Origin of the sequence: Streptomyces sp. NPDC052036, assembly GCF_040680495.1 — a bacterium.
GTDB lineage: Bacteria > Actinomycetota > Actinomycetes > Streptomycetales > Streptomycetaceae > Streptomyces.
This window is the reverse complement of the sequence record NZ_JBFAWW010000007.1, coordinates 15,093-33,864: the sequence shown is the minus strand read 5'-3', so window position 1 is coordinate 33,864 and position 18,772 is coordinate 15,093. Positions and strand designations below refer to the sequence as shown.

Genomic DNA, 18,772 nt, shown 5'->3' with positions numbered 1-18,772 from the left:
AGCGGAAAGGGGACGGTCAGTCGCCGGGCTCGACCAGCAGCCGGGCGTAGTTCGCCATCGACCGCTGATAGCGCGGCAAATGGGGCGCGAGCGCGCCGAGCACCAGGGACAGCCCCTCGCGGTCCCGGCCCAGGCTCGACAGGCACAGGGCGAGACAGCCGCGTACGGCGTCGTCCAGTTCGTCGGAGGGGGCGTCGAGCTCGGGAGTGAGCAGCTTGACGCCCTCCTCCGCCTGCCCGATGTTCCGCAGCGAGCTGGCCAGCTGGATCTTCGCCCGGCGGCCGCGGTAGCCGTCGAGACCGCGCGCCAGCGCCTCCCGGTACAGCGGGACCGCCCGGTCCGAGTGGCCCGTCGAGTCCCAGGCGCAGGCCTGCTCGAAGGGGCCGAGCGGACTGCCGTCGGGCAGCTCGGCGACGAGGGCGTCGATCACGGCCCGGAAGTCCGCGGCGTCCTCCTCGGCGTAGTCGTCGAAGGTCGCCCATGCGGCCGCCACACGCTCGTCCCAGTCCTGTGTGCTCACGCTTCCCCCTCGACCGAATGCCAGGCTGCCCACCTTCGCACAGGTGGGGCGGTCGGGGCGCCGGATTTCCGTGATCCCACAGGGAACCGGGCGGCCGTTGAGCACGGGAGGCGTCACATCCGTACGAAACGGCAGGGTCCTCGTGGGGGCCTTCCGTGGCATGGGCCGGAAAGACCGGGAGAAGACATGAGGACGCGCGAGAAGCTGGCGGCCGGTGCGGCCGTCGCACTGCTGGTGCTGACCGGCTGTGCCGGGTCGGGTGGGTCGGGCGGGTCGGCCGCCGCCCAGAGCAAGGTTCCGGTGACCGCGACCGGCAGCCTGGAGGACCTGGCGGCGGACGTGAAGTGCAAGCCGAACATCCAGACGGACGCCGATGAGCTCCGGCAGGCCATCTGCACCAACTCCGACGGCAAGTTCGTGCTCGCCACCTTCGCCACCGACCGGGGGCAGCGTGAGTGGATCAACGATGCCAAGGACTACGGCGGTTACTACCTCGTGGGCCGCAAGTGGGTCGCCGTCGGGGACAACGGGGTGGTCAAGGCCCTGCGCGGCACGCTCGGCGGCGATGTCGAGATCGGCGTCGACCACCACTCCCACGCCGGGCACGGCGGCTGAACCAGGGGGCCCCGCGGCGGCTGAGCCGCGGGGCCGCACGGCGAAGGCACGGCGGCGGGACGGCGCACATGCCGAAGAGGGCCGGTGGCGGGAGTCCCGCCACCGGCCCTCTTCAGTGGATCACCGTCTCGGTGGTCACCGCCTCAGCGGGTCACTGGCACTGCCGACCGGAGTTGACGCAGTTGGCGATCTTGTTCGCCAGGCCGCCGGTCGTGACGCTGATGAAGTCGTCGTGGTCGGTGGCCGGCTTGTGGAGCTGGTCCGGGAAGCCGTCCACCGCGTAGGCGTTCTTCACCTGACCGTTCTGGACGGTCGGCGGGTTGATCTTGTACACGAGGCGCATCGTCAGCTGCGGGATCGCCTTGAAGCCGTTCCCGCAGACGCCGCTCGCCGGGTCGGGGAAGGCCACGTGCGTACGGTGGTTGGCGCTGTCGATGTTCTGGCCGTCCCAGCAGCTCTGGAAGGCGAACGTGCGGACCACGTTGCTGCCTTGCGGGCAGATCGGGTACTGCGTCGTCAGCTGGACCTTGTTCTCGAAGCCGGTGCAGCTCCAGTGCGCGTTGGCGTTGGCCAGACCGTTGGTGGTGGTCTTGGCGTCACCGGTGATGATGCGCAGGAACTGCGGCATCGCGACGACCTTGCTGGCCGGGCTGCCGACGTACTTGATCTCGGCCTGGACGGGGGTCAGGATCCGGCCGACGTTGCCTTCCTTGCCACCGCCGTCCGCGTTCTGGTCGAAGTCCTGCGTACCGTCCTGGATACGGACCACGGGCCAGTAGTACGCCGACAGGTCGTTCTTGTTCTGGCAGCTGGTGCCGCCCTGCAGGAACGTCTGGTTGCTGGAGAACGCGTTGACCTTCTGGTTGCCGACGTAGTCGTGCAGGTGGTGCGCGCCGTTGGTCACGCCGGGCGCCACGATCACGTTGTCGGTGTTGTGGTTCTTGTTCGCGTTCACACCGCAGCGGGTGACGAACGAACCGGTCGAGGCGTTGCGCAGCTTGCGCGGTTTGCCCTGGACGTTCGGGGCGACCCTGGTGATGTCGACGAAGTCCGCCGCCACCGGGCCGTTGGCGGCCTGGCCGCCGTTGCCCTGCTGCTGGCCGCCGTTGTTCTGCTGCTGGCCACCGTTGTTCTGCTGCTGGCCACCGTTGTTCTGCTGACCACCGTTCTGGCCGCCGGTCTGACCGGCGGTGGTCTGGTTGGTGTTCAGCGTCGTGCAGGAGGCCAGCTGGGACAGCGACTGGTTGAAGGACCCGCCGACCCGCTGGATGTCGATTCTGATGCGGTCGATCGTCGCGGACCGCTTCTCCTTGAGGGGGCCGACGATCGCGTTCTGCACGAAGCTCGCGTCGTTCGCCTGGGCCTGGCGTGTGGAGGCGAGCCGGGCGTAGGCCTCAGTGATCTGCTTGTCGAGCTTGGCGAGCTCCGCGGCCACACCGTTGCGCGCGGCGGCCGGCACGTTCGTCAGCTTCTGGCCGACGTCCGGGCACGAGATGGTCGCCACCGTGGCGCTTGCGGCCTTGGTCTGGTTACCCCCCCAAGCGTTGTTGTCGGTCTCGTGCGCCGAGGCGTAATAGTTCGCCCAGAGCAGCCCGCCCCCACCGAGCGCTAGGGCCGCCGAGGCGGCAATGGCCTTCGTGGCCAGCGGCGTACGGCGTTTTCGAGTGTTGCGTCCCATGGAACTCCTCTGACTTCCTTTCGGGGCGGAGGCGCCCGACAGGGGTGAAGCGGCGTCCTCTCATACGCAGGGGGCGTGGGGGGTGTTCAGGAGCCTCGGAAAAAAACTTGGAGCTTCGTGTGGCCATTTCGGGCGCAAGAGCCACAGAAGCCCCTGTTTCAACGGGAGTTGAGGAGGGTATCCAGGGCTTTTTTGAATTCAATTCAATGCTCGATGCCGTTCTCGCCTTTACCGGCCAGCACTTTCCGCTCCAGCACGGGATCGAGACCCACCTTCGGACGGCCGGGCCGCCGGGGCGCGTTCGTGCCGGTGCTCCGCAGCCAGTTCCAGGTGTCGGCCACGGTCCGGGCCACCGGGCGGCAGCGCAGTCCGTCCCGGACCGCCCGCGACACGTCCGCGCTGTGCAGGGCGGCGTGTCCCGCACTGCCCGGCGGCACCCACACCGGCAGCTGCGTCCAGGGCTCGATCCCCGCGTCGAGGATCACCTCGGGCGCGGTCCAGCACAGCCGCGCATCGCTGCCGGTCTCCCGTACGCATGCCTCCAGCAGCTCGCCCATGGTCGTGTGCCCCTGCGGGCTCATGAGGTTGTACGGCCCGCTCAGCTCCCGCTCCACCGCGCCGAGGATCCACTCCGCGAGATCCCGTACGTCGATGTACTGCAAGGGCAGGTCGTGCGGCCCGGGCGCGAGGACCGGACCGCCGCGGGCGATCCGGGTGAGCCACCACGGCAGCCGGTGGATGTTCTCGTACGGCCCCAGGATCAGCCCCGACCGCACCAGCAGGGACCTCTCCGCGCCGAACGCCGCCGCCGCGGCCAGCTCGCCTCCGAGCTTGTCCTGCGGGTACGCGGTCTGCTCCGCGTCGGCCGCCGCCCCCTGGACCAGGGGAGCGCCCTCGTCGTAGCCGGGGGCGGGGGCCCAGGCGTAGACCGAGCAGCTGGACACGTACACATACCGCCCGGCCCGGCCGGCGAGCAGCCGGGCGGACTCGTGCACCGCGCGCGGCGCCCCCGACCAGGTGTCGACGACGGCGTCCCATTCTCCGGGCTCGCGGTCCCGTTCGAGCGCCGCGAGCCCGCCGGGCGCGGTGCGCTCACCCTGTATCTGCCGTACCCCGGGCGGGGGTTGGTGCCGCCCCCGGTTGAGGACGGTCACCTCCCAGCCCCGGTCGAGCGCCGCCTCCACGACGGCCCGCCCCGCGAATTCCGTACCGCCCAGCACCAGAAGTCTCATACCGACGACTGTGCCCGGCCGGCCCGCGGGGCGGAACACGGATCTGCTGACAGAAGATCCGGGGCGCCGTGGTCAGCGGCCCGGTGTGTACTTGTAGCCCACGCGCCGTACGGTCTGGATCGCCTGGCGGTGCTCGGCGCCGAGCTTGCGGCGCAGCCGGGCGATATGGACGTCGACGGTGCGCCCGTCGCCCACGTGCCCGTAGCCCCAGACCGTGCTCACCAGCTGGTCCCGGGTGTGCACCCGGTGGGGGTGCGCCACGAGATGGGCGAGCAGCTCGAACTCCAGGTAGGTGAGGTCGAGCGGTCGTCCCGCCACCTCGGCGGTGCGCCGGGCGGTGTCGACACGGACGAGCGGCTCCCCGGCGGCGGGGTCGGCCCTCCGCCCGGCCCCGGGGTCGTCCGCGGCGGTGTCGTCCGCCGGGGTGTCGTCCCCCAGGATGTCGTCGTCCGCGGGGGCGGGCACGGCGACCGGTGCGAAGGGCGGCCGCTGGTCGGCCGGCACGAGCACCAGATAGCCGATCATCGGCGGCCGGCCGGGCAGCTCGGGCAGGGAGTGCGGGGGTACGGGCAGCCAGGTGGCGCCCGGTGGCAGGAAGTCCGGCACGCCGGCGACCTCGTCCCGGTCGACGGCACGCAGCCGGTGCCGTGCGGAGCCGGTCGAGGGGGCGGCCGCGGTGTCGAGGGTGGCGGTCGGCAGAGAACGAGTGGTCGCCATGAGGGGTCAGCTCTTTCGCGCGAGGAGTTCGTCGGGGAGGCCGACGACCGCGAGCTCGTGGCCGGGGTCGTCGAGGACGTACGTCGTGCGCGCCGGCCGAAGGCCGGGTTTACCGGCTTTAGAGGGCCCGCGCGTTCCGCGCGCGACAACACACCCGGTCGAAGTCGTGGTGCTGACGGGAAGGCCAGAAGGGCTCGAGGTCATGGCGACCCGTCGCGCTGCACTCCTGGAAGCTGGCCATGAACCCATTGAAGCAGACGGCCGGGCCCGGCAGCAGTCTTCTCTCACGCATTGGACGCTCACTCACACATGGGACGCTCAAGGGGGCGCCCACCGTCCGGTGGGCGCCCCCTCAAAAGCGGTAGGGCGTCGGTCAGACCTGGCCGGCCTTCTCCAGGGCCGTGCAGCAGGTGTCGACGAGCAGGCGGGTGACCACGTACGGGTCGACGTTGGCGTTCGGGCGGCGGTCCTCGATGTAGCCCTTGCCGTCCTTCTCCACCTGCCACGGGATACGGACGGAGGCGCCGCGGTCGGAGACGCCGTAGGAGTACTCGTTCCACGGGGCGGTCTCGTGCAGGCCCGTCAGACGGTCGTCGATGCCGGCGCCGTAGTTCTTGACGTGGTCCAGCGGCTTGGAGCCCTCGCCGAGCGACTCACAGGCGGTGATGATCGCGTCGTAGCCCTCGCGCATCGCCTTGGTGGAGAAGTTGGTGTGCGCGCCCGCGCCGTTCCAGTCGCCCTTGACCGGCTTCGGGTCCAGGGTCGCGGAGACACCGAAGTCCTCGGCGGTGCGGTACAGCAGCCAGCGGGCCACCCACAGCTGGTCGGAGACCTCCAGCGGGGCGAGCGGGCCGACCTGGAACTCCCACTGGCCCGGCATGACCTCGGCGTTGATGCCGGAGAGGCCGAGACCCGCCTTCAGACAGTTGTCCAGGTGCGCCTCGACGATCTCACGGCCGAAGATCTCGTCGGCGCCGACACCGCAGTAGTAGCCGCCCTGGGGGGCCGGGAAGCCGCCCTCGGGGAAGCCGAGCGGGCGCGCGCCGTCGAAGAAGGTGTACTCCTGCTCGATGCCGAAGATCGGCTCCTGCGCGGCGAACTTCTCGGCGACCTCGGCCAGCGCGGCACGCGTGTTGGAGGCGTGCGGGGCCATGTCCGTGTCGAGGACCTCGCACAGCACCAGGACGTCGTCGCCGCCGCGGATCGGGTCGGGGCAGGTGAAGACCGGCTTGAGCACACAGTCCGAGGAGTGCCCCTCGGCCTGGTTGGTGGAGGATCCGTCGAAGCCCCAGATCGGCAGGGAGTCCAGACCGGCGGGGGCACCCGTGATGATCTTCGTCTTGGAACGGAGCTTGGCCGTCGGCTCGGTGCCGTCGATCCAGATGTACTCAGCCTTGAAGGTCACGGGCCACATCCTTCGGGGTGGGTCTTGGCGCACTTGCGGGTGCTGCGGCGCCGTCGTGCACCGCGTTCTCCTGCCCGGCAGACTGTCAAGAGGCGATTTCTCGTCCGTTGCCCGGGTGTGAACCCCGTGTTACCCGCGACTGCGTGTCAGCCGGGGGCAGTGGGGCGGCCCTGGTGCGCGGTCGCCTCCCGGAAAACGTCCAGGAAGCCCCGTACCGCCGTCAGTTCCCGCTCGTCCGTCTCGGGTCCCCGGTCTGCCCGCTCTGCCCGGTCCGTCGTACCCACATCCCCACATCCCTCCCCTGCCTTCCGCGTGCTGCCGTCACCGGCCGTACGGCCGAGGCTCCAGGAGGCGGCGGACCGGTTCCCGACGGCCCCCGTGCGCGGGGGGCCGTGTCCGAGCGCTGCCGCGCCGCGCTCGCCGCACACGAGGGTCCTGCTGCTCGTGGCCGCGAACAGCAGGACCCGTGATCCCCGCCCTGTGGCCGTCCGTGCCGCCGGGTCGCCGCCGGACGCGGAGCTCCATGTCCGTTCCGTACGGCGACCCGGCGGCCGCGAACCGCCGCCTCCTGGATTTCCTAAGGGACCGACCTCACCCCACCTTCTCGATCACGGCCCGGCGGATCAGGAACTTGCCGGGCTCGCGGACCTGCTCGAAGGCCGCGTTGTTGAGCAGCACACAGCTACCGGAGACCGAAGTGACCGTCACCGTCGTGGACTTGTTGTTGTCCAGGTTGGTGACCTTCAGCTTGGTGCCCGCGGGGAACTGGTTGCTGGACGCGGCCGGGGCACCGGCCTCGCCGGAGAGCGTCACGGTCGAGCCCTTGCAGACCTGCTGGCCCGAGGCGGCACCGGCGTTCCCGGCGTTGCCCGCGCTCGCGTTGTTCCCCGCGCCGTTCGCCGGGGCGGTGTTCGCCGGCGGGGTGGACGCGGACTGCCCGGCCTGAGGGTCCTGAGCCGACCCCCCGGCCTGCGCCGCGCCACCGGACTGTGCCGCCCCGCCCGCCTGAACGGACTCCCCGACCTGGCAGCCCGACGCCTCCTGCTGGACCTTGATCTGGGCGATGACCGCCTCACGGTTGGCGATCCGTGCCGCCGACTGGGCGTCCGGCTTGGCCTTCTGCCCGGCGATGAACGACTCGTTGTTGCCGAGTGCGGTGGCCAGTCCCTTGCAGACCGTCGAGGTGGCCGCGGTCTGCACGTTGGCGGCGTTGGAGGTGGCGGCGAGGGCGAAGGCCCCGCTGCCCGCCACGGCGACGGCGGTGACCGCCAGCACGATCTTCTTCTTGGGGCTGAGGGTTCTCCTACGCGACATGCGCGCCTCCTGTCCCCGGCCGCCTCGTCGACGGCCGGTTGCGAAAGGTACGCCGCTATGTACGAGATCCCGAATGGGGTTACTCAGCGGTCACAGGAGTCTCTGAAGTGACGTGGGTCACGCGGGAGTCGAGGCTCAGCGGGACAGGGCGTCCCGTACCGCCTCGTCCGTGCGGCCGACCACGGCCGTTCCGTCGTCGGCGGTGATGATCGGCCGCTGGATGAGCCGGGGGTGTTCGGCGAGCGCGCGCACCCAGCGGTCGCGGTTCGCGTCGTCCCTCGCCCACTCCTTCATGCCGAGTTCCTTGGCGTCGGCCTCCTGGGTGCGGGTGATGTCCCAGGGTTCGAGGACGAGCCGTGTCAGTACGTCGCGGATCTCGCCCTCGGTGGGTACGTCCTCCAGGTAGCGGCGGACCGTGTAGTCGGCGCCCTCGGCGTCGAGCAGAGTGAGGGCGCTGCGGCACTTCGAGCAGGCCGGATTGATCCAGATCTCCATGCGGCCCACGGTAGTCGCTCACCGCGTCCCGTCGGTGTCCCGGCCACGCCCGAAGTGGCTGTGCGGCGGAGGGTGTGTTCGAATTTGATACCGCCTCAGGCGTCCCTCTCGGAGCTGGTGTGACAGGGTGACAATTTCCTTGCTGAGCTGGGACTTTGGGGCACTCGTCGGACTCCCTGAATGTCAGTGCCGGGCAGTAGACTGGAAGCAGTGTTCGAGGGAGTGGCCGGGACGTCCGGCCGGCTCCCTGACCGCGACAGGAGGATGCCCGTGCCCGCTGCCGCAACGAAGCCGAGGCCGAAGCCGACCCAGTCCACCGCCGGGAGGCGGGTCCTGATGGATCTGCCGTACGCACCGGTGGAGAAGCGCCCGCTCCCTCCGGGACGGCCGCGCGAGTGGTACGTCACGCACAACCGCCGTCTGAAGGCGATGCGCCTCGCGATCGCCCTGCTCGACTCCGGGGTGTATGTGCCCAACCAGGCCCACAACGAGACGATCCGGAGCACGGCGGAGCAGATCGGGGTGCATCCGCCGTCGGACACCACGTGCCACATGGTGCGGGCGCTGATGCGGTACTGCCGTTGAACCGTTGACGCGAGGGAGCCGGGCGCCCATTTTGTTCGGAGCTCTTAAGCCCTGGGGCGCTCGGCGGCGCTCGTCCGTCGGCGGCGTGCGTCACCCGGAGTGCCGTATCCGGCATGCGGACGGCCCCCGTCCAGGCCTTCACTGAGGCAGGGACGGTGCGGAAGCCGTCGCGGACAGGCGGGAGAGGCAATGGCACGACACGGACGCACCCCTACGACGTCAGCCCTGACGGCGCCCGTGCCGCACGGTCCCGACCCGGTGACCGGCCCCCATGCCCCGCGCTCCGGCCTGCGGCCCCCGGGCCGGCCCGCCACCCGCACCGGCCCCCGCCCCCGGGGCCCCCACGGCCCGCGCCCCGGCCCGGGCCCCACGGACCCCCGGCCCGCGATCCGGGCGCGCGTACATCGGTCCCGTATGCGCTGAGCCGTACGGCCACTTCTGGCGAGGACGCACCGCGACGAAAAAGGGATGCACGGCGAGTAACCGTTTCCCTACGCTGGACACGCGTTCCGGAGCCGCCCACCACCGCTTTCCGAAGGACCGGTACCAGCCGGTGGACTCAGGGCTACTCTCTACGCACCTACGACGGCCGCCCACCCCCAGCGACCCGTCGGACAGCGTTGGCACAACCACTCACCCACGCCACGGAGGCCCGTCATGGGCACCATCGTCATTGTCGGAACCGTAGTCCTCGTCGTCCTGGGGTTCACCAACCACGCCTGGTGGCTCGCCGCCGTCGTCCTGCTCTTCCTGTACGCCCAGTACGGACGGCGCTCGTCCTCGGCGTCGCCGGGCCCGGGAGCCGCCCCGGGGGCGGCGGCCAGCTACCAGCAGTACCGCGAGCGCCGTGACCAGCAGGCCAAGTGGGAGCGCCGCTACCGCCGCGAGCGCCCCTTCGAGACCCGCCGTCAGGACCGCGAGAAGAGCAAGTGAGCCCCGGTGGCGCCGCCGGTCACAGGCCGGGGGCGCCCCACACCGGGAACCAGCGGCTCAGGTCCTGCTCGATCCTGAGGTCGCTCGCGAGCGCAGCCTTCACCTGCAACTCCAGCGCGCTGTCCCGGCTCCGGGAGGAGCCGGGCAGCGGGGCGAAGGGGTAGAAGGTGCCGCGTTTGTAGAGGTAGACAAGGGCCAGCGTCCGGCCGGCCCTGCCTCCGTCGTGCCCGGCGCCCTCCTGGCTCTCGGAGCTGTACTCGAATCCGGCCAGCGAGCACAGCAGCTGCGGTCCGAAGCCGTTGACCTCCATCGAGCTGTTCACCGCGTGCAGATCGTTGACCAGCTGGGGCAGTTGGTCGGGGGTCCGCCGGGAGACCAGCCAGGAGTAGCCGTAGTCGTCCCGCCGGAGTTCCACGGGCGGACCGGTGCGGTCGGCGTCCGCGTCCAGGAGGGCCTGGACCTCCCGATGGGTCTGCTCGAAGGCCGCGCCCTCCACCGTGGCGAAGCACACCGCGCCGCCGCCGGTCGGCGTGAACCCGGCCGCCGCCTGGAGCGTCACGGCCGCCGACGGCAGCGCGAACAGCTGGTCGAGGTCGGGTGCGACGGGTTTGGTACGGCCCAGCAGGATGTCCAGCAGCCCCAAGGTTCAGCCCGCCTTCCCCGGCGCGGTGGCCTCGCCCAGCTCCGCGGAGATCCGCCCCAGCTGCTCCAGCCGCTGCTGAAGGGTCGGGTGGGTGGAGAAGAACCGCTCGATGCCGGGCTCCTTGCCGGTCGCCGGGGTGAAGTAGAAGGCGTTGAAGGCCTGGGCCGTGCGCAGGTCCTCGGACGGGATCCGGGCGATGTCCCCGGTGACCTTGGTCAGCGCGGAGGCCAGTGCCGAGGGACGCCCGGTCAGATGCGCCGCCGCCCGGTCGGCCGCCAGCTCCCGGTACCGGGACAGTGCCCGGATCAGCAGGAAGCTGATCGCGTACACGGCGGCCGAGACACCCAGCACGGCGGCGAACACGGCGGCGGTGTTCTGGTCCCGGCGGCCGCCGCCGAAGATCTGCGAGTAGAAGGCGAACCGCACGATCAGTCCCGCGATCACGCCGAGGAAGGACGCGATCGTGATCACGGCGACGTCCTTGTGCGCCACATGCGACAGCTCGTGCGCGAGCACACCCTCCAGCTCGGCGGGGTCCAGCCGCCGTAGCAGCCCCGTGGTCACACAGATCACGGCATGGTCGGGATTGCGGCCGGTCGCGAACGCGTTCGGCATGTCCATATCGGACACGGCGACCACCGGCTTCGGCATGTCCGCGATCGCGCACAGCCGGTCGACCACCGCGTGCAGCTCGGGATACTCCTCGCGCTCCACGACCCGCCCGTGCATGGCGAACAACGCGATCCGGTCGGAGAACCAGAACTGCGCCACGAACATCGCGCCCACCAGGACGACGACCAGGATCCAGGACCTCAGCAACGCGATCAACGCGGCGATGAAGGCCACGTACAACAGTCCGAGCAGGAACATCGTGACCGTCATCCGCACGGTCAGCCGTCGATCGCTCCGGAAGCGGCTCTGCATCTGCATCACCCCGCAGTCAGGCACTCGTCCCGCTGTCCAGTGTGCACCTGCGGATTCCCATGAAGTGGTTCCGAACGGCCCTAGGAGCGGCAAAAGGTCCCTGTGCGTCGCGGTACGTCGCTGTGCGTCAGCGCGACCCTGGAGTCTGCCGTCCCCGGCGGGTCCGGCGCACCCAACCTAGACTCAAGGGGACGGAGCTCACCGCGAGACCGCCCTGCTGATGACCCGACCACCCATTCGTGCGCAGGGTAGGGGATGCGCATGTCAGGTCCACGAAAGAGACGCGCACGTGCGGGGCTGGTGCCCCTTACCACCGTCGCTGGTGGGCTGCTCGCCCTGCTGATCGGGCTTGCCTTCATGATGCTGCTCTGGACGATCATCGGGCTCGGCGAGTCGACGGCTGCCGACCGCCACACACATACGGCGCTCGCCCAGGCGAGGACCGTCGAGCGACTCATCGTCGACCTGGAGACAGGCCAGCGCGGCTTCGTCATCACCGGGGAGAAGCAGTTCCTCGAGCCATGGCAGACCGCCCGGACCACGTTCTCCGGGCAGGCACAGCAACTCGTGCGCCTCAGCACCACCCCCGGCCAGAAGACACTGGCCCAGCACATCAGTCAGGCCGGCGAGTCTCTCATCCACGACTACTCGATTCCGCTGGTCGAGGCTGCGAGCCGAGGGGATCCCCGTGCACGCGGCGTGGGGGCGACGCTGGAAGGGAAGCGGCGCGTCGACGCGCTCAGGAAGCAGTTCGACCGGTACGACTCGGCCCAGGAAGCCCTGATCGCGGCGCGTGAAAGTGCGGCCAATGACGACGTCCGGGAAGCGGTCGTGGCAGCGTCGATCGGCCTTGCCGGCTCAATACTCCTCATCGCGACCTTCGCCGGGTACGTGATCCGGGCCGTTGCCTGGCCGGTCCGCAAGGCGGCCGGTGTGGCGTCCCGGCTCGCCGGCGGCGACCTCGCCGTGCGGATGCCCGAGACCGGCAGGGGCGAGATCGGGCAGCTCGGCACGGCGTTCAACACCATGGCCTGCTCACTTGAGGAGAGCCGTGAGCAGGCACGTCACGCTCATGAGCGCCTAGGACTGCTGTACGAAGCCAGCATTGTCATCGGCGCGACTCTCGACGCGAAGCAGACCGCACAGGAACTGGTGCGCGTGCTGGTCCCACGCTTCGCCGACTTCGTCACCGTCGATCTGGCCTTGCCCGTCCTGCTCGTCGACGAGTCGCTCGCCGACCACGGCGCATGGGCTCGCCGCGTCGCACTGGGCGGTGTCCGCGATGCCCCCCCGCTCGACCCTGTGGGCTCACAGATCGCTCTCGCGACCGCGAGCGCGACCTTCGTGCCGGACCTTCGAACCTCCTCCGTATGGCAGGCCCATCACGGCCAGCAGGCCCGCGAACTGCTGGACTACGGCATGCACTCGCTGATCATCGCCCCGCTGTACTCACGGCGCGCACTGGTGGGTGCGGTCGGCTTCTGGCGAGCGGAGAACCCCAGCCCGTTCGCGGAGGACGAGCTGTCCGATGCCGGGGAAATCGCGGCCAAGGCCGCCGTGGCGATCGACAACGCCCTCCGCTACGCCCGTGAGCACGACACAGCTCTGACGTTGCAGCGAAGCATGCTGCCCCGCAGCTTCAACCCCCCCGGCGGTATCGAGATCGCCCACCGCTACCTGCCCGCCTCCGAAGCCAGTGAGGTGGGCGGCGACTGGTACGACGTGGCCGCTATGACCGCCGACAGGGCCGCCCTGGCCATCGGCGATGTCATGGGACACGGCATCCCCGCCGCCGCCGTCATGGGGCAGATGCGCAGCACACTCCGCGCCCTCGCCCGCCTGGACCTGCCCCCCGACCAGCTGCTGCACCACCTCGACCAGACAATGGAGGACCTCGACGGCTCGATCCTGGCCACATGCCTGTACGGCGTCTGTGACGCCGCGGCCAACTGCTGCCGGCTCGCCCGGGCAGGACACCCCCCACCTGCCCTGATCACCCCCGACGGCACTGCCCGCCTCATCGACCTGCCCTCTGGCGCACCGCTCGGCATCGGTGGCATCTCCTACACGACCACCGAGATCCCCGTCGCTCCCGGGACCGTGCTCGTCCTCTACACCGACGGCCTCGTCGAAGCCCGAGAGCACGACCTCGATGAGCGCCTGGAGGAGCTCACCCGCCTCCTCGCCGGTACCCATCCGTCCCTCGACGAGCTGGCCGACACCCTCATCAACCGCCTCGCCCCAACCCCCGCGCAGGACGACATCGCCCTCCTCATCGCGCGCGTCGGTACCTCGATCCCCCCGTGACACACGCGAGTGACGCAGTGACTCTGTGCTGACAGCCTCTCTGGTGCGGTCCCGGATCCTGCCTGTTTTCCGGCTTGTGAGGGTGAACGCAAGTCGGTTGCGGGTGGGGGGTTCTAGGCTCGGGGGTTCAGTGCGGTGGCTGAACTCAGGGGATGGGAATGGGCAGCGTCGAGGTGCCTGGCGGGGCGTGGTTCGTCAGTCACGCGGGGGCGGACCGGGCCTGGGCGGAGTGGGCGGCGTGGCAGTTGGTCGATGCCGGTTTCCAAGTGGAGGCTGGCGGCGCTGGGGCAGATCGAGGAGGCCCGCACCCTGGGTGAGGACACCCTGACCCGGCGGCGGCGGGTACAGGGCGAAGACCACCCCAGCACCCTGAACACCGTCAGGTTCTTGGAGCAGTTGGATAAGGCGCGAGAGGATCCCGACCCCGGGGAGTGATCAGTCAGCGTACCGGCGATCCCCCAGTCACGAGTTGTCCGATCTTGCTCCCGGGGGCGTCCGCACTCGTTCAGAAGCTCAGGTCAATCGGCCTACCTGGACGGATACAGAGGACAGGGGACGGGTGTGGAAGCCGCTGGGACCGAGACCGCAACTTGGGTTGGCAGGCCCCGGGACCCGGAACTGAAAAGCCGTCGGCCGGCTCTCCCGCGCTGGGAGAGCCGGCCGACGGCCCACAGACGGCCCAGGGGAGCGGAAGCCCGCTCTGACCTGGGGTCATATCACACGTCGAAGTACAGCTCGAACTCGTGCGGGTGCGGGCGCAGCTGGAGCGGGGCGATCTCGTTCGTGCGCTTGAAGTCGATCCACGTCTCGATCAGGTCCGGCGTGAACACGTCGCCCTGGAGGAGGAACTCGTGGTCGGCCTCCAGCGAGGCGAGGACGGCCGGGAGGGAGGTCGGGACCTGGGCCACGTTGGCGTGCTCCTCGGGAGCCAGCTCGTAGAGGTCCTTGTCGATCGGCTCGGCCGGCTCGATCTTGTTCTTGATGCCGTCCAGGCCCGCGAGGAGCAGGGCCGAGAAGGCCAGGTACGGGTTGCCGGAGGAGTCCGGGGCACGGAACTCGACGCGCTTGGCCTTCGGGTTCGAGCCGGTGATCGGGATACGCATCGCGGCGGAGCGGTTGCGCTGCGAGTACACCAGGTTGATCGGCGCCTCGAAGCCCGGTACCAGACGGTGGTAGGAGTTCACCGTCGGGTTGGTGAAGGCCAGCAGCGACGGGGCGTGCTTGAGGATGCCGCCGATGTAGTAGCGGGCGGTGTCCGACAGGCCCGCGTAACCGGCCTCGTCGTAGAACAGCGGGTCGCCGTTGCTCCACAGCGACTGGTGGACGTGCATGCCCGAGCCGTTGTCGCCGAAGATCGGCTTCGGCATGAAGGTCGCGGTCTTGCCGTTGCGCCAGGCGACGTTCTTCACGATGTACTTGAAGAGCTGGAGGTCGTCGGCCGCGGCGAGCAGCGTGTTGAACTTGTAGTTGATCTCGGCCTGGCCGGCGGTGCCCACCTCGTGGTGCTGGCGCTCGACCTTCAGGCCGTTCTTCTCCAGCTCCAGGGAGATCTCGGCGCGCAGGTCGGCGAAGTGGTCGACCGGCGGGACCGGGAAGTAGCCGCCCTTGTAGCGGACCTTGTAACCGCGGTTGTCCTCCAGGGCGCCGGTGTTCCAGGCGCCCGCCTCGGAGTCGATGTGGTAGAAGGACTCGTTCGCGCTGGTCGCGAAGCGGACGGAGTCGAAGACGTAGAACTCGGCCTCGGGACCGAAGTACGCGGTGTCCGCGATGCCGGTGGAGGCGAGGTAGGCCTCGGCCTTCTTCGCCACGTTGCGCGGGTCACGGGAGTACTGCTCACCCGTGATCGGGTCGTGGATGAAGAAGTTGATGTTGAGCGTCTTGTCGCGGCGGAAGGGGTCGACCCGGGCGGTCGACAGGTCCGCGCGCAGCGCCATGTCGGACTCGTGAATGGCCTGGAAGCCGCGGATCGACGATCCGTCGAAGGCCAGCTCCTCGTCCGGGTCGAACGCCTCGACGGGCACCGTGAAGTGCTGCATGACGCCCGGCAGGTCGCAGAAGCGGACGTCGACGAACTTGACGTCCTCGTCAGCGATGAACTTCTTGGCCTCGTCAGCGTTCTGGAACATCCAGCTCCTCCTACTCCCGACCGTCCGTGCCGGGGTGGTAGTTCGTTCGTGCGGCCAGTGCGGTGGCACACGCTGCAGCCGACCATAGGGACGGGGGATTTCTCGGGCGTGACCCATTTGTTTCTCCCAGGTTAACCAGCCGGAGGCCGACCGACCCACCCTCCTGTGCCCGAAATGGGGGGCAGTACCGTGGACGGGTGGACAACAGGCAAGCAATCGGATCGTGGCTCTCCGGTCCCCGCGCGGCCATGGAAGAAGCCGGGGCGGACTTCGGACACCGGGGACAGCAGCTCGGTCTGCCCGAGCAGGGGCCGGGCTCGATCGCCCGCCCGGGCCGGCGCGTCGGCGCCCTGGCCGTCGACTGGGGCCTGTGCGTCCTGATCGCATACGGCCTGATCACCGACGGCTACACCCGTGCCACGCCGAACTGGGCGCTGCTCGTCTTCTTCGTGCTGAGCGTCCTGACGGTGGGCACGGTCGGCGTCACTCCCGGCAAGCGCCTCTTCGGCATCCGGGTGGTGGCGGTGGACACCGGCCGGGTGGCCCCCCTGCGCGCACTCGCCCGCACGATCCTGCTGTGCCTGGCGATCCCGGCCCTGATCTGGGACCGCGACGGCCGAGGACTCCACGATCGCGTGGCCAAAACGGTGGAAATCAGAATCTGACCCCTCCGCTTCCCTTCGGACCGAGGGGAACCGCCGTTCCGTTCGTCCGGGGCCGCGGGAAACGAGCAGGACCTTCGGGGCGGGCCTTCAGGGGCGCGGGGAACTGCGCAAAACCCCCCACCGCCCCGCATACACCCCAGAACTCGCACCACCCCCACCCCCCAAAAAAACAGGACCCTCGAAGAACCGCACAGGTTCTCCAAGGGCCCCGAAACCCGGCCAGGCCCAGCGGCAGCGTCACCGCTGGCGACCACCACCCCGCGGCATCCGCATTCCCTTGGGCATCGGCCCCTTCGGCAGTGGCATGTTGCTCATCAGGTCGCCCAGCGCCCGCAGTCGGTCGTTGGTCGCGGTCACCTGCGGCCCGGTCAGCACCCGCGGGTACTTCAGCATCGTCGTACGCAGCTTCTTCAGCGCGACCTGGCCCTCGCCGTTGCCGACGACCACGTCGTGCACGGGTACGTCCGCCACGATGCGGGCCATCTTCTTCTTCTCGGCGGCCAACAGGCTCTTGACCCGGTTCGGGTTGCCCTCGGCGACCAGCACGATGCCGGCCTTGCCGACCGCGCGGTGCACCACGTCCTGGCTGCGGTTCATCGCGACCGCCGGTGTGGTGGTCCAGCCGCGCCCGATGTTGTCCAGGACTGCCGCGGCGGCGCCCGGCTGGCCCTCCATCTGGCCGAAGGCGGCGCGCTCGGCCCGGCGACCGAAGATGATCGTCATCGCGAGGAAGGCGAGCAACAGTCCGGGGATACCGAGATAGAGGGGGTGACCGATCAAGAAACCGACCGCGAGGAAGACACCGAAGGTGACAATTCCGATAGCCGCGAGCACAAGTCCGATCTTGGGGTCGGCCTTGCGGGTCATCTTGTAGGTCAGGGCGATCTGCTTCAGTCGCCCCGCATTCGCAGCGTCCGCTGCAGGTTCCTTCCTCGCCATGGCACGAAGTCTACGTGGCCCGGGAAGCGCCCACGACGGCAGTGCCGGGTGGGGCGCGGGGAGCGGGGGAGGGAAGGGGGGAGCGGTGGGGTCGCTCCCGGCGGGGAGAAAGGAAGGGGCGTCGCTACGAGCGGGACGCCGCGGACTCGAACACGCGCTGCGCCTCGACGCGGGCCTTGGCGCGGCGGCGGTCCTCCAGGACGGAGGTCCAGGCGTTCTGACGGGCGGTGCGCTGGCCGCCGCTCATGAGCAGCGATTCGATGGCACGGAGTGCATCGGTGAATGACGGGATCGCGGTGGCGCGTACGGGCGCGGCCTGCATGGTGGAGGTCCCCCCTCGGGTCGGCGGCTCGGGCAGGATTTGTACGTGGCGTGAGTCCAGCGTCACTGTTTGGTGTTACCAGGGCGTGACTCACCGGTCAAACGTCAATGAAACCTTGATGCAGGCCGCCAAAAGCCTGACGCGGCCCTGACGGCCCCCCAAGCTGCGGGGACGGTCGGGACCGCGTCGAACGACCACTACCGGGCGGTAGTCACTTGTGTGCGGACTCACACGCGGGAAGTGGCACGGGGTGCCACAAGCCTAGGCGAACCGGGGTCAGACGGCCTGCGAGGCGACGTACGCGCCACGCTTCTCGACGGCCATCTGGTAGAGCCGTCCGGCGCGGTACGAGGAGCGGACCAGCGGTCCGGACATCACGCCGGAGAACCCGATCTGCTCGGCCTCCTCCTTCAGCTCCACGAACTCCTGCGGCTTGACCCAGCGCTCCACGGGGTGGTGGCGGACGCTCGGGCGCAGGTACTGCGTGATGGTGACCAGCTCGCAGCCGGCGTCGTGCAGCTGACGCAGCGCCTCGCTGATCTCCTCGCGCGTCTCGCCCATGCCGAGGATCAGGTTCGACTTGGTCACCAGTCCGTAGTCGCGGGCGTCGGTGATGACCTTCAGGGAGCGCTCGTAGCGGAAGCCGGGGCGGATGCGCTTGAAGATCCGCGGGACCGTCTCGACGTTGTGCGCGAAGACCTCGGGGCGGGCGGAGAAGACCTCCGCGAGCTGCTCGGGTACCGCGTTGAAGTCGGGGGCGAGGAGCTCCACCTTCGTACGGCCGCTCTCGCGGTCCGCCGTCTGCAGATGGATCTGCCGGACCGTCTCGGCGTACAGCCAGGCGCCGCCGTCCTCGAGGTCGTCGCGGGCGACACCGGTGATGGTGGCGTAGTTCAGATCCATGGTGACGACGGACTCGCCCACCCGGCGGGGCTCGTCACGGTCCAGCGCCTCGGGCTTGCCGGTGTCGATCTGGCAGAAGTCGCACCGCCGGGTGCACTGGTCGCCGCCGATGAGGAAGGTGGCCTCGCGGTCCTCCCAGCACTCGTAGATGTTGGGACAGCCGGCTTCCTGGCAGACCGTGTGCAGGCCCTCGCTCTTCACGAGGTTCTGCATCTTCGTGTACTCGGGACCCATTTTCGCCCGGGTCTTGATCCACTCGGGCTTGCGCTCGATGGGGGTCTGGCTGTTGCGGACCTCCAGGCGCAGCATCTTGCGTCCGTCGGGTGCGACTGCGGACACGTCGGCTCCCTGCCTGTCTGCGTAGACTTTGGATTCTTCGGCGTACACAGCGTACGCCCGTGATGTGTGCGGCTCCGTGTGTGGGCCAACCTCGGGCAGCGGGGGTGCAT

21 protein-coding genes are annotated in these 18,772 nt (G+C 69.6%); 7 read left to right on the top strand and 14 right to left on the bottom strand.

Going from position 1 to position 18,772, the window contains the following annotated elements; translation table 11 throughout:
• Positions 1 to 16: 16 nt before the first annotated feature.
• Positions 17 to 520 (bottom strand): tetratricopeptide repeat protein, encoded by a 504-nt coding sequence (locus AB0L95_RS12705; RefSeq protein ID WP_365161093.1) that lies wholly within the window; start codon positions 518 to 520, stop codon positions 17 to 19.
• Between the two features lie 186 nt (positions 521 to 706).
• On the opposite strand from AB0L95_RS12705, the gene AB0L95_RS12700 reads away from it, so the two are divergent.
• A complete protein-coding gene (locus tag AB0L95_RS12700; protein WP_365161091.1) occupies positions 707 to 1,135 on the top strand; it encodes a hypothetical protein in 429 nt (142 codons plus the stop codon).
• A 151-nt stretch (positions 1,136 to 1,286) separates the two neighbouring features.
• Here AB0L95_RS12700 and AB0L95_RS12695 read toward each other — a convergent pair whose 3' ends face one another.
• The 7 genes from AB0L95_RS12695 to AB0L95_RS12665 all read right to left on the bottom strand — a co-directional run bounded on the left by AB0L95_RS12695 (position 1,287) and on the right by AB0L95_RS12665 (position 7,976).
• Entirely contained in the window at positions 1,287 to 2,813 is a 1,527-nt protein-coding gene (locus AB0L95_RS12695; protein ID WP_365161089.1) for a DUF1996 domain-containing protein, read from the bottom strand.
• 203 nt (positions 2,814 to 3,016) lie between these two features.
• Positions 3,017 to 4,045 carry an NAD-dependent epimerase/dehydratase family protein gene (locus tag AB0L95_RS12690; RefSeq protein WP_365161087.1) on the bottom strand — a complete coding sequence of 343 codons (1,029 nt, stop codon included), beginning with the start codon at positions 4,043 to 4,045 and terminating at the stop codon, positions 3,017 to 3,019.
• Positions 4,046 to 4,117: 72 nt separating this feature from the next.
• Complete coding sequence (locus AB0L95_RS12685; RefSeq protein ID WP_365161085.1) at positions 4,118 to 4,762, bottom strand: winged helix-turn-helix domain-containing protein; 645 nt, start codon at positions 4,760 to 4,762, stop codon at positions 4,118 to 4,120.
• 373 nt (positions 4,763 to 5,135) lie between these two features.
• Positions 5,136 to 6,167, bottom strand: coding sequence for a glutamine synthetase (gene glnII, locus AB0L95_RS12680; RefSeq protein WP_365161083.1), 1,032 nt, complete (start codon positions 6,165 to 6,167; stop codon positions 5,136 to 5,138).
• 146 nt (positions 6,168 to 6,313) lie between these two features.
• Positions 6,314 to 6,451, bottom strand: coding sequence for a hypothetical protein (locus tag AB0L95_RS12675; RefSeq protein ID WP_365161081.1), 138 nt, complete (start codon positions 6,449 to 6,451; stop codon positions 6,314 to 6,316).
• Positions 6,452 to 6,758: 307 nt separating this feature from the next.
• The gene (locus AB0L95_RS12670) at positions 6,759 to 7,481 is read right to left on the bottom strand and encodes a hypothetical protein (protein WP_365161080.1); all 723 of its coding nucleotides are present in this window, start codon (positions 7,479 to 7,481) and stop codon (positions 6,759 to 6,761) included.
• 135 nt (positions 7,482 to 7,616) lie between these two features.
• On the bottom strand, positions 7,617 to 7,976 hold the full coding sequence (locus AB0L95_RS12665) for an arsenate reductase family protein (protein ID WP_365161078.1): 360 nt from the start codon (positions 7,974 to 7,976) through the stop codon (positions 7,617 to 7,619).
• Between the two features lie 270 nt (positions 7,977 to 8,246).
• Here AB0L95_RS12665 and AB0L95_RS12660 point away from each other — a divergent pair, with 270 nt between their 5' ends.
• Together AB0L95_RS12660 and AB0L95_RS12655 are read left to right on the top strand one after the other, a co-directional pair.
• A complete protein-coding gene (locus AB0L95_RS12660) occupies positions 8,247 to 8,561 on the top strand; it encodes a hypothetical protein (protein ID WP_365161076.1) in 315 nt (104 codons plus the stop codon).
• Between the two features lie 657 nt (positions 8,562 to 9,218).
• On the top strand, positions 9,219 to 9,494 hold the full coding sequence (locus AB0L95_RS12655; RefSeq protein WP_365161074.1) for a hypothetical protein: 276 nt from the start codon (positions 9,219 to 9,221) through the stop codon (positions 9,492 to 9,494).
• 19 nt (positions 9,495 to 9,513) lie between these two features.
• On the opposite strand, the gene AB0L95_RS12650 is transcribed toward AB0L95_RS12655, so the two are convergent.
• Positions 9,514 to 10,137 carry a hypothetical protein gene (locus AB0L95_RS12650; RefSeq protein WP_365161072.1) on the bottom strand — a complete coding sequence of 208 codons (624 nt, stop codon included), beginning with the start codon at positions 10,135 to 10,137 and terminating at the stop codon, positions 9,514 to 9,516.
• Between the two features lie 3 nt (positions 10,138 to 10,140).
• Entirely contained in the window at positions 10,141 to 11,061 is a 921-nt protein-coding gene (gene htpX, locus AB0L95_RS12645) for a zinc metalloprotease HtpX (RefSeq protein WP_365161070.1), read from the bottom strand.
• Positions 11,062 to 11,361: 300 nt separating this feature from the next.
• Here htpX and AB0L95_RS12640 point away from each other — a divergent pair, with 300 nt between their 5' ends.
• The 3 genes from AB0L95_RS12640 (at position 11,362) to AB0L95_RS12630 (ending at position 13,803) form a co-directional block, all read left to right on the top strand.
• The gene (locus AB0L95_RS12640; RefSeq protein WP_365161068.1) at positions 11,362 to 13,368 is read left to right on the top strand and encodes a SpoIIE family protein phosphatase; all 2,007 of its coding nucleotides are present in this window, start codon (positions 11,362 to 11,364) and stop codon (positions 13,366 to 13,368) included.
• A gap of 152 nt (positions 13,369 to 13,520) precedes the next feature.
• Positions 13,521 to 13,685: a toll/interleukin-1 receptor domain-containing protein gene (locus AB0L95_RS12635; RefSeq protein ID WP_365161066.1), complete on the top strand. Its 165-nt coding sequence runs from the start codon at positions 13,521 to 13,523 to the stop codon at positions 13,683 to 13,685.
• Positions 13,621 to 13,803, top strand: a complete 183-nt coding sequence (locus AB0L95_RS12630; RefSeq protein ID WP_365161064.1) for a tetratricopeptide repeat protein — start codon at positions 13,621 to 13,623, stop codon at positions 13,801 to 13,803. The genes AB0L95_RS12635 and AB0L95_RS12630 overlap by 65 nt, the downstream gene beginning before the upstream one ends.
• Before the next feature lie 281 nt (positions 13,804 to 14,084).
• On the opposite strand, the gene glnA is transcribed toward AB0L95_RS12630, so the two are convergent.
• Positions 14,085 to 15,494, bottom strand: coding sequence for a type I glutamate--ammonia ligase (gene glnA, locus AB0L95_RS12625; RefSeq protein WP_365161062.1), 1,410 nt, complete (start codon positions 15,492 to 15,494; stop codon positions 14,085 to 14,087).
• A 197-nt stretch (positions 15,495 to 15,691) separates the two neighbouring features.
• Here glnA and AB0L95_RS12620 point away from each other — a divergent pair, with 197 nt between their 5' ends.
• Positions 15,692 to 16,159, top strand: a complete 468-nt coding sequence (locus AB0L95_RS12620) for an RDD family protein (RefSeq protein ID WP_365161060.1) — start codon at positions 15,692 to 15,694, stop codon at positions 16,157 to 16,159.
• A gap of 237 nt (positions 16,160 to 16,396) precedes the next feature.
• Here the strand turns inward: AB0L95_RS12620 and AB0L95_RS12615 are convergent, their stop codons facing one another.
• The 3 genes from AB0L95_RS12615 to lipA all read right to left on the bottom strand — a co-directional run bounded on the left by AB0L95_RS12615 (position 16,397) and on the right by lipA (position 18,662).
• Positions 16,397 to 17,098 (bottom strand): DUF4191 domain-containing protein, encoded by a 702-nt coding sequence (locus tag AB0L95_RS12615; RefSeq protein ID WP_365161058.1) that lies wholly within the window; start codon positions 17,096 to 17,098, stop codon positions 16,397 to 16,399.
• 124 nt (positions 17,099 to 17,222) lie between these two features.
• Entirely contained in the window at positions 17,223 to 17,420 is a 198-nt protein-coding gene (locus tag AB0L95_RS12610; RefSeq protein ID WP_355924210.1) for a hypothetical protein, read from the bottom strand.
• A gap of 276 nt (positions 17,421 to 17,696) precedes the next feature.
• Complete coding sequence (lipA, locus tag AB0L95_RS12605; protein ID WP_365161055.1) at positions 17,697 to 18,662, bottom strand: lipoyl synthase; 966 nt, start codon at positions 18,660 to 18,662, stop codon at positions 17,697 to 17,699.
• Between the last annotated feature and the right edge of the window lie 110 nt (positions 18,663 to 18,772).

Bases quoted from the DNA above. Each gene is read 5' to 3' on its own strand.
- AB0L95_RS12700 (WP_365161091.1), top strand. From the start codon at position 707: ATGAGGACGCGCGAGAAGCTGGCGGCCGGTGCGGCCGTCGCACTGCTG.
- AB0L95_RS12695 (WP_365161089.1), bottom strand. From the start codon at position 2,813: ATGGGACGCAACACTCGAAAACGCCGTACGCCGCTGGCCACGAAGGCC.
- AB0L95_RS12690 (WP_365161087.1), bottom strand. From the start codon at position 4,045: ATGAGACTTCTGGTGCTGGGCGGTACGGAATTCGCGGGGCGGGCCGTC.
- AB0L95_RS12685 (WP_365161085.1), bottom strand. From the start codon at position 4,762: ATGGCGACCACTCGTTCTCTGCCGACCGCCACCCTCGACACCGCGGCC.
- AB0L95_RS12670 (WP_365161080.1), bottom strand. From the start codon at position 7,481: ATGTCGCGTAGGAGAACCCTCAGCCCCAAGAAGAAGATCGTGCTGGCG.
- AB0L95_RS12665 (WP_365161078.1), bottom strand. From the start codon at position 7,976: ATGGAGATCTGGATCAATCCGGCCTGCTCGAAGTGCCGCAGCGCCCTC.
- AB0L95_RS12655 (WP_365161074.1), top strand. From the start codon at position 9,219: ATGGGCACCATCGTCATTGTCGGAACCGTAGTCCTCGTCGTCCTGGGG.
- htpX (WP_365161070.1), bottom strand. From the start codon at position 11,061: ATGCAGAGCCGCTTCCGGAGCGATCGACGGCTGACCGTGCGGATGACG.
- AB0L95_RS12635 (WP_365161066.1), top strand. From the start codon at position 13,521: ATGGGAATGGGCAGCGTCGAGGTGCCTGGCGGGGCGTGGTTCGTCAGT.
- AB0L95_RS12630 (WP_365161064.1), top strand. From the start codon at position 13,621: ATGCCGGTTTCCAAGTGGAGGCTGGCGGCGCTGGGGCAGATCGAGGAG.
- glnA (WP_365161062.1), bottom strand. From the start codon at position 15,494: ATGTTCCAGAACGCTGACGAGGCCAAGAAGTTCATCGCTGACGAGGAC.
- AB0L95_RS12615 (WP_365161058.1), bottom strand. From the start codon at position 17,098: ATGGCGAGGAAGGAACCTGCAGCGGACGCTGCGAATGCGGGGCGACTG.
- AB0L95_RS12610 (WP_355924210.1), bottom strand. From the start codon at position 17,420: ATGCAGGCCGCGCCCGTACGCGCCACCGCGATCCCGTCATTCACCGAT.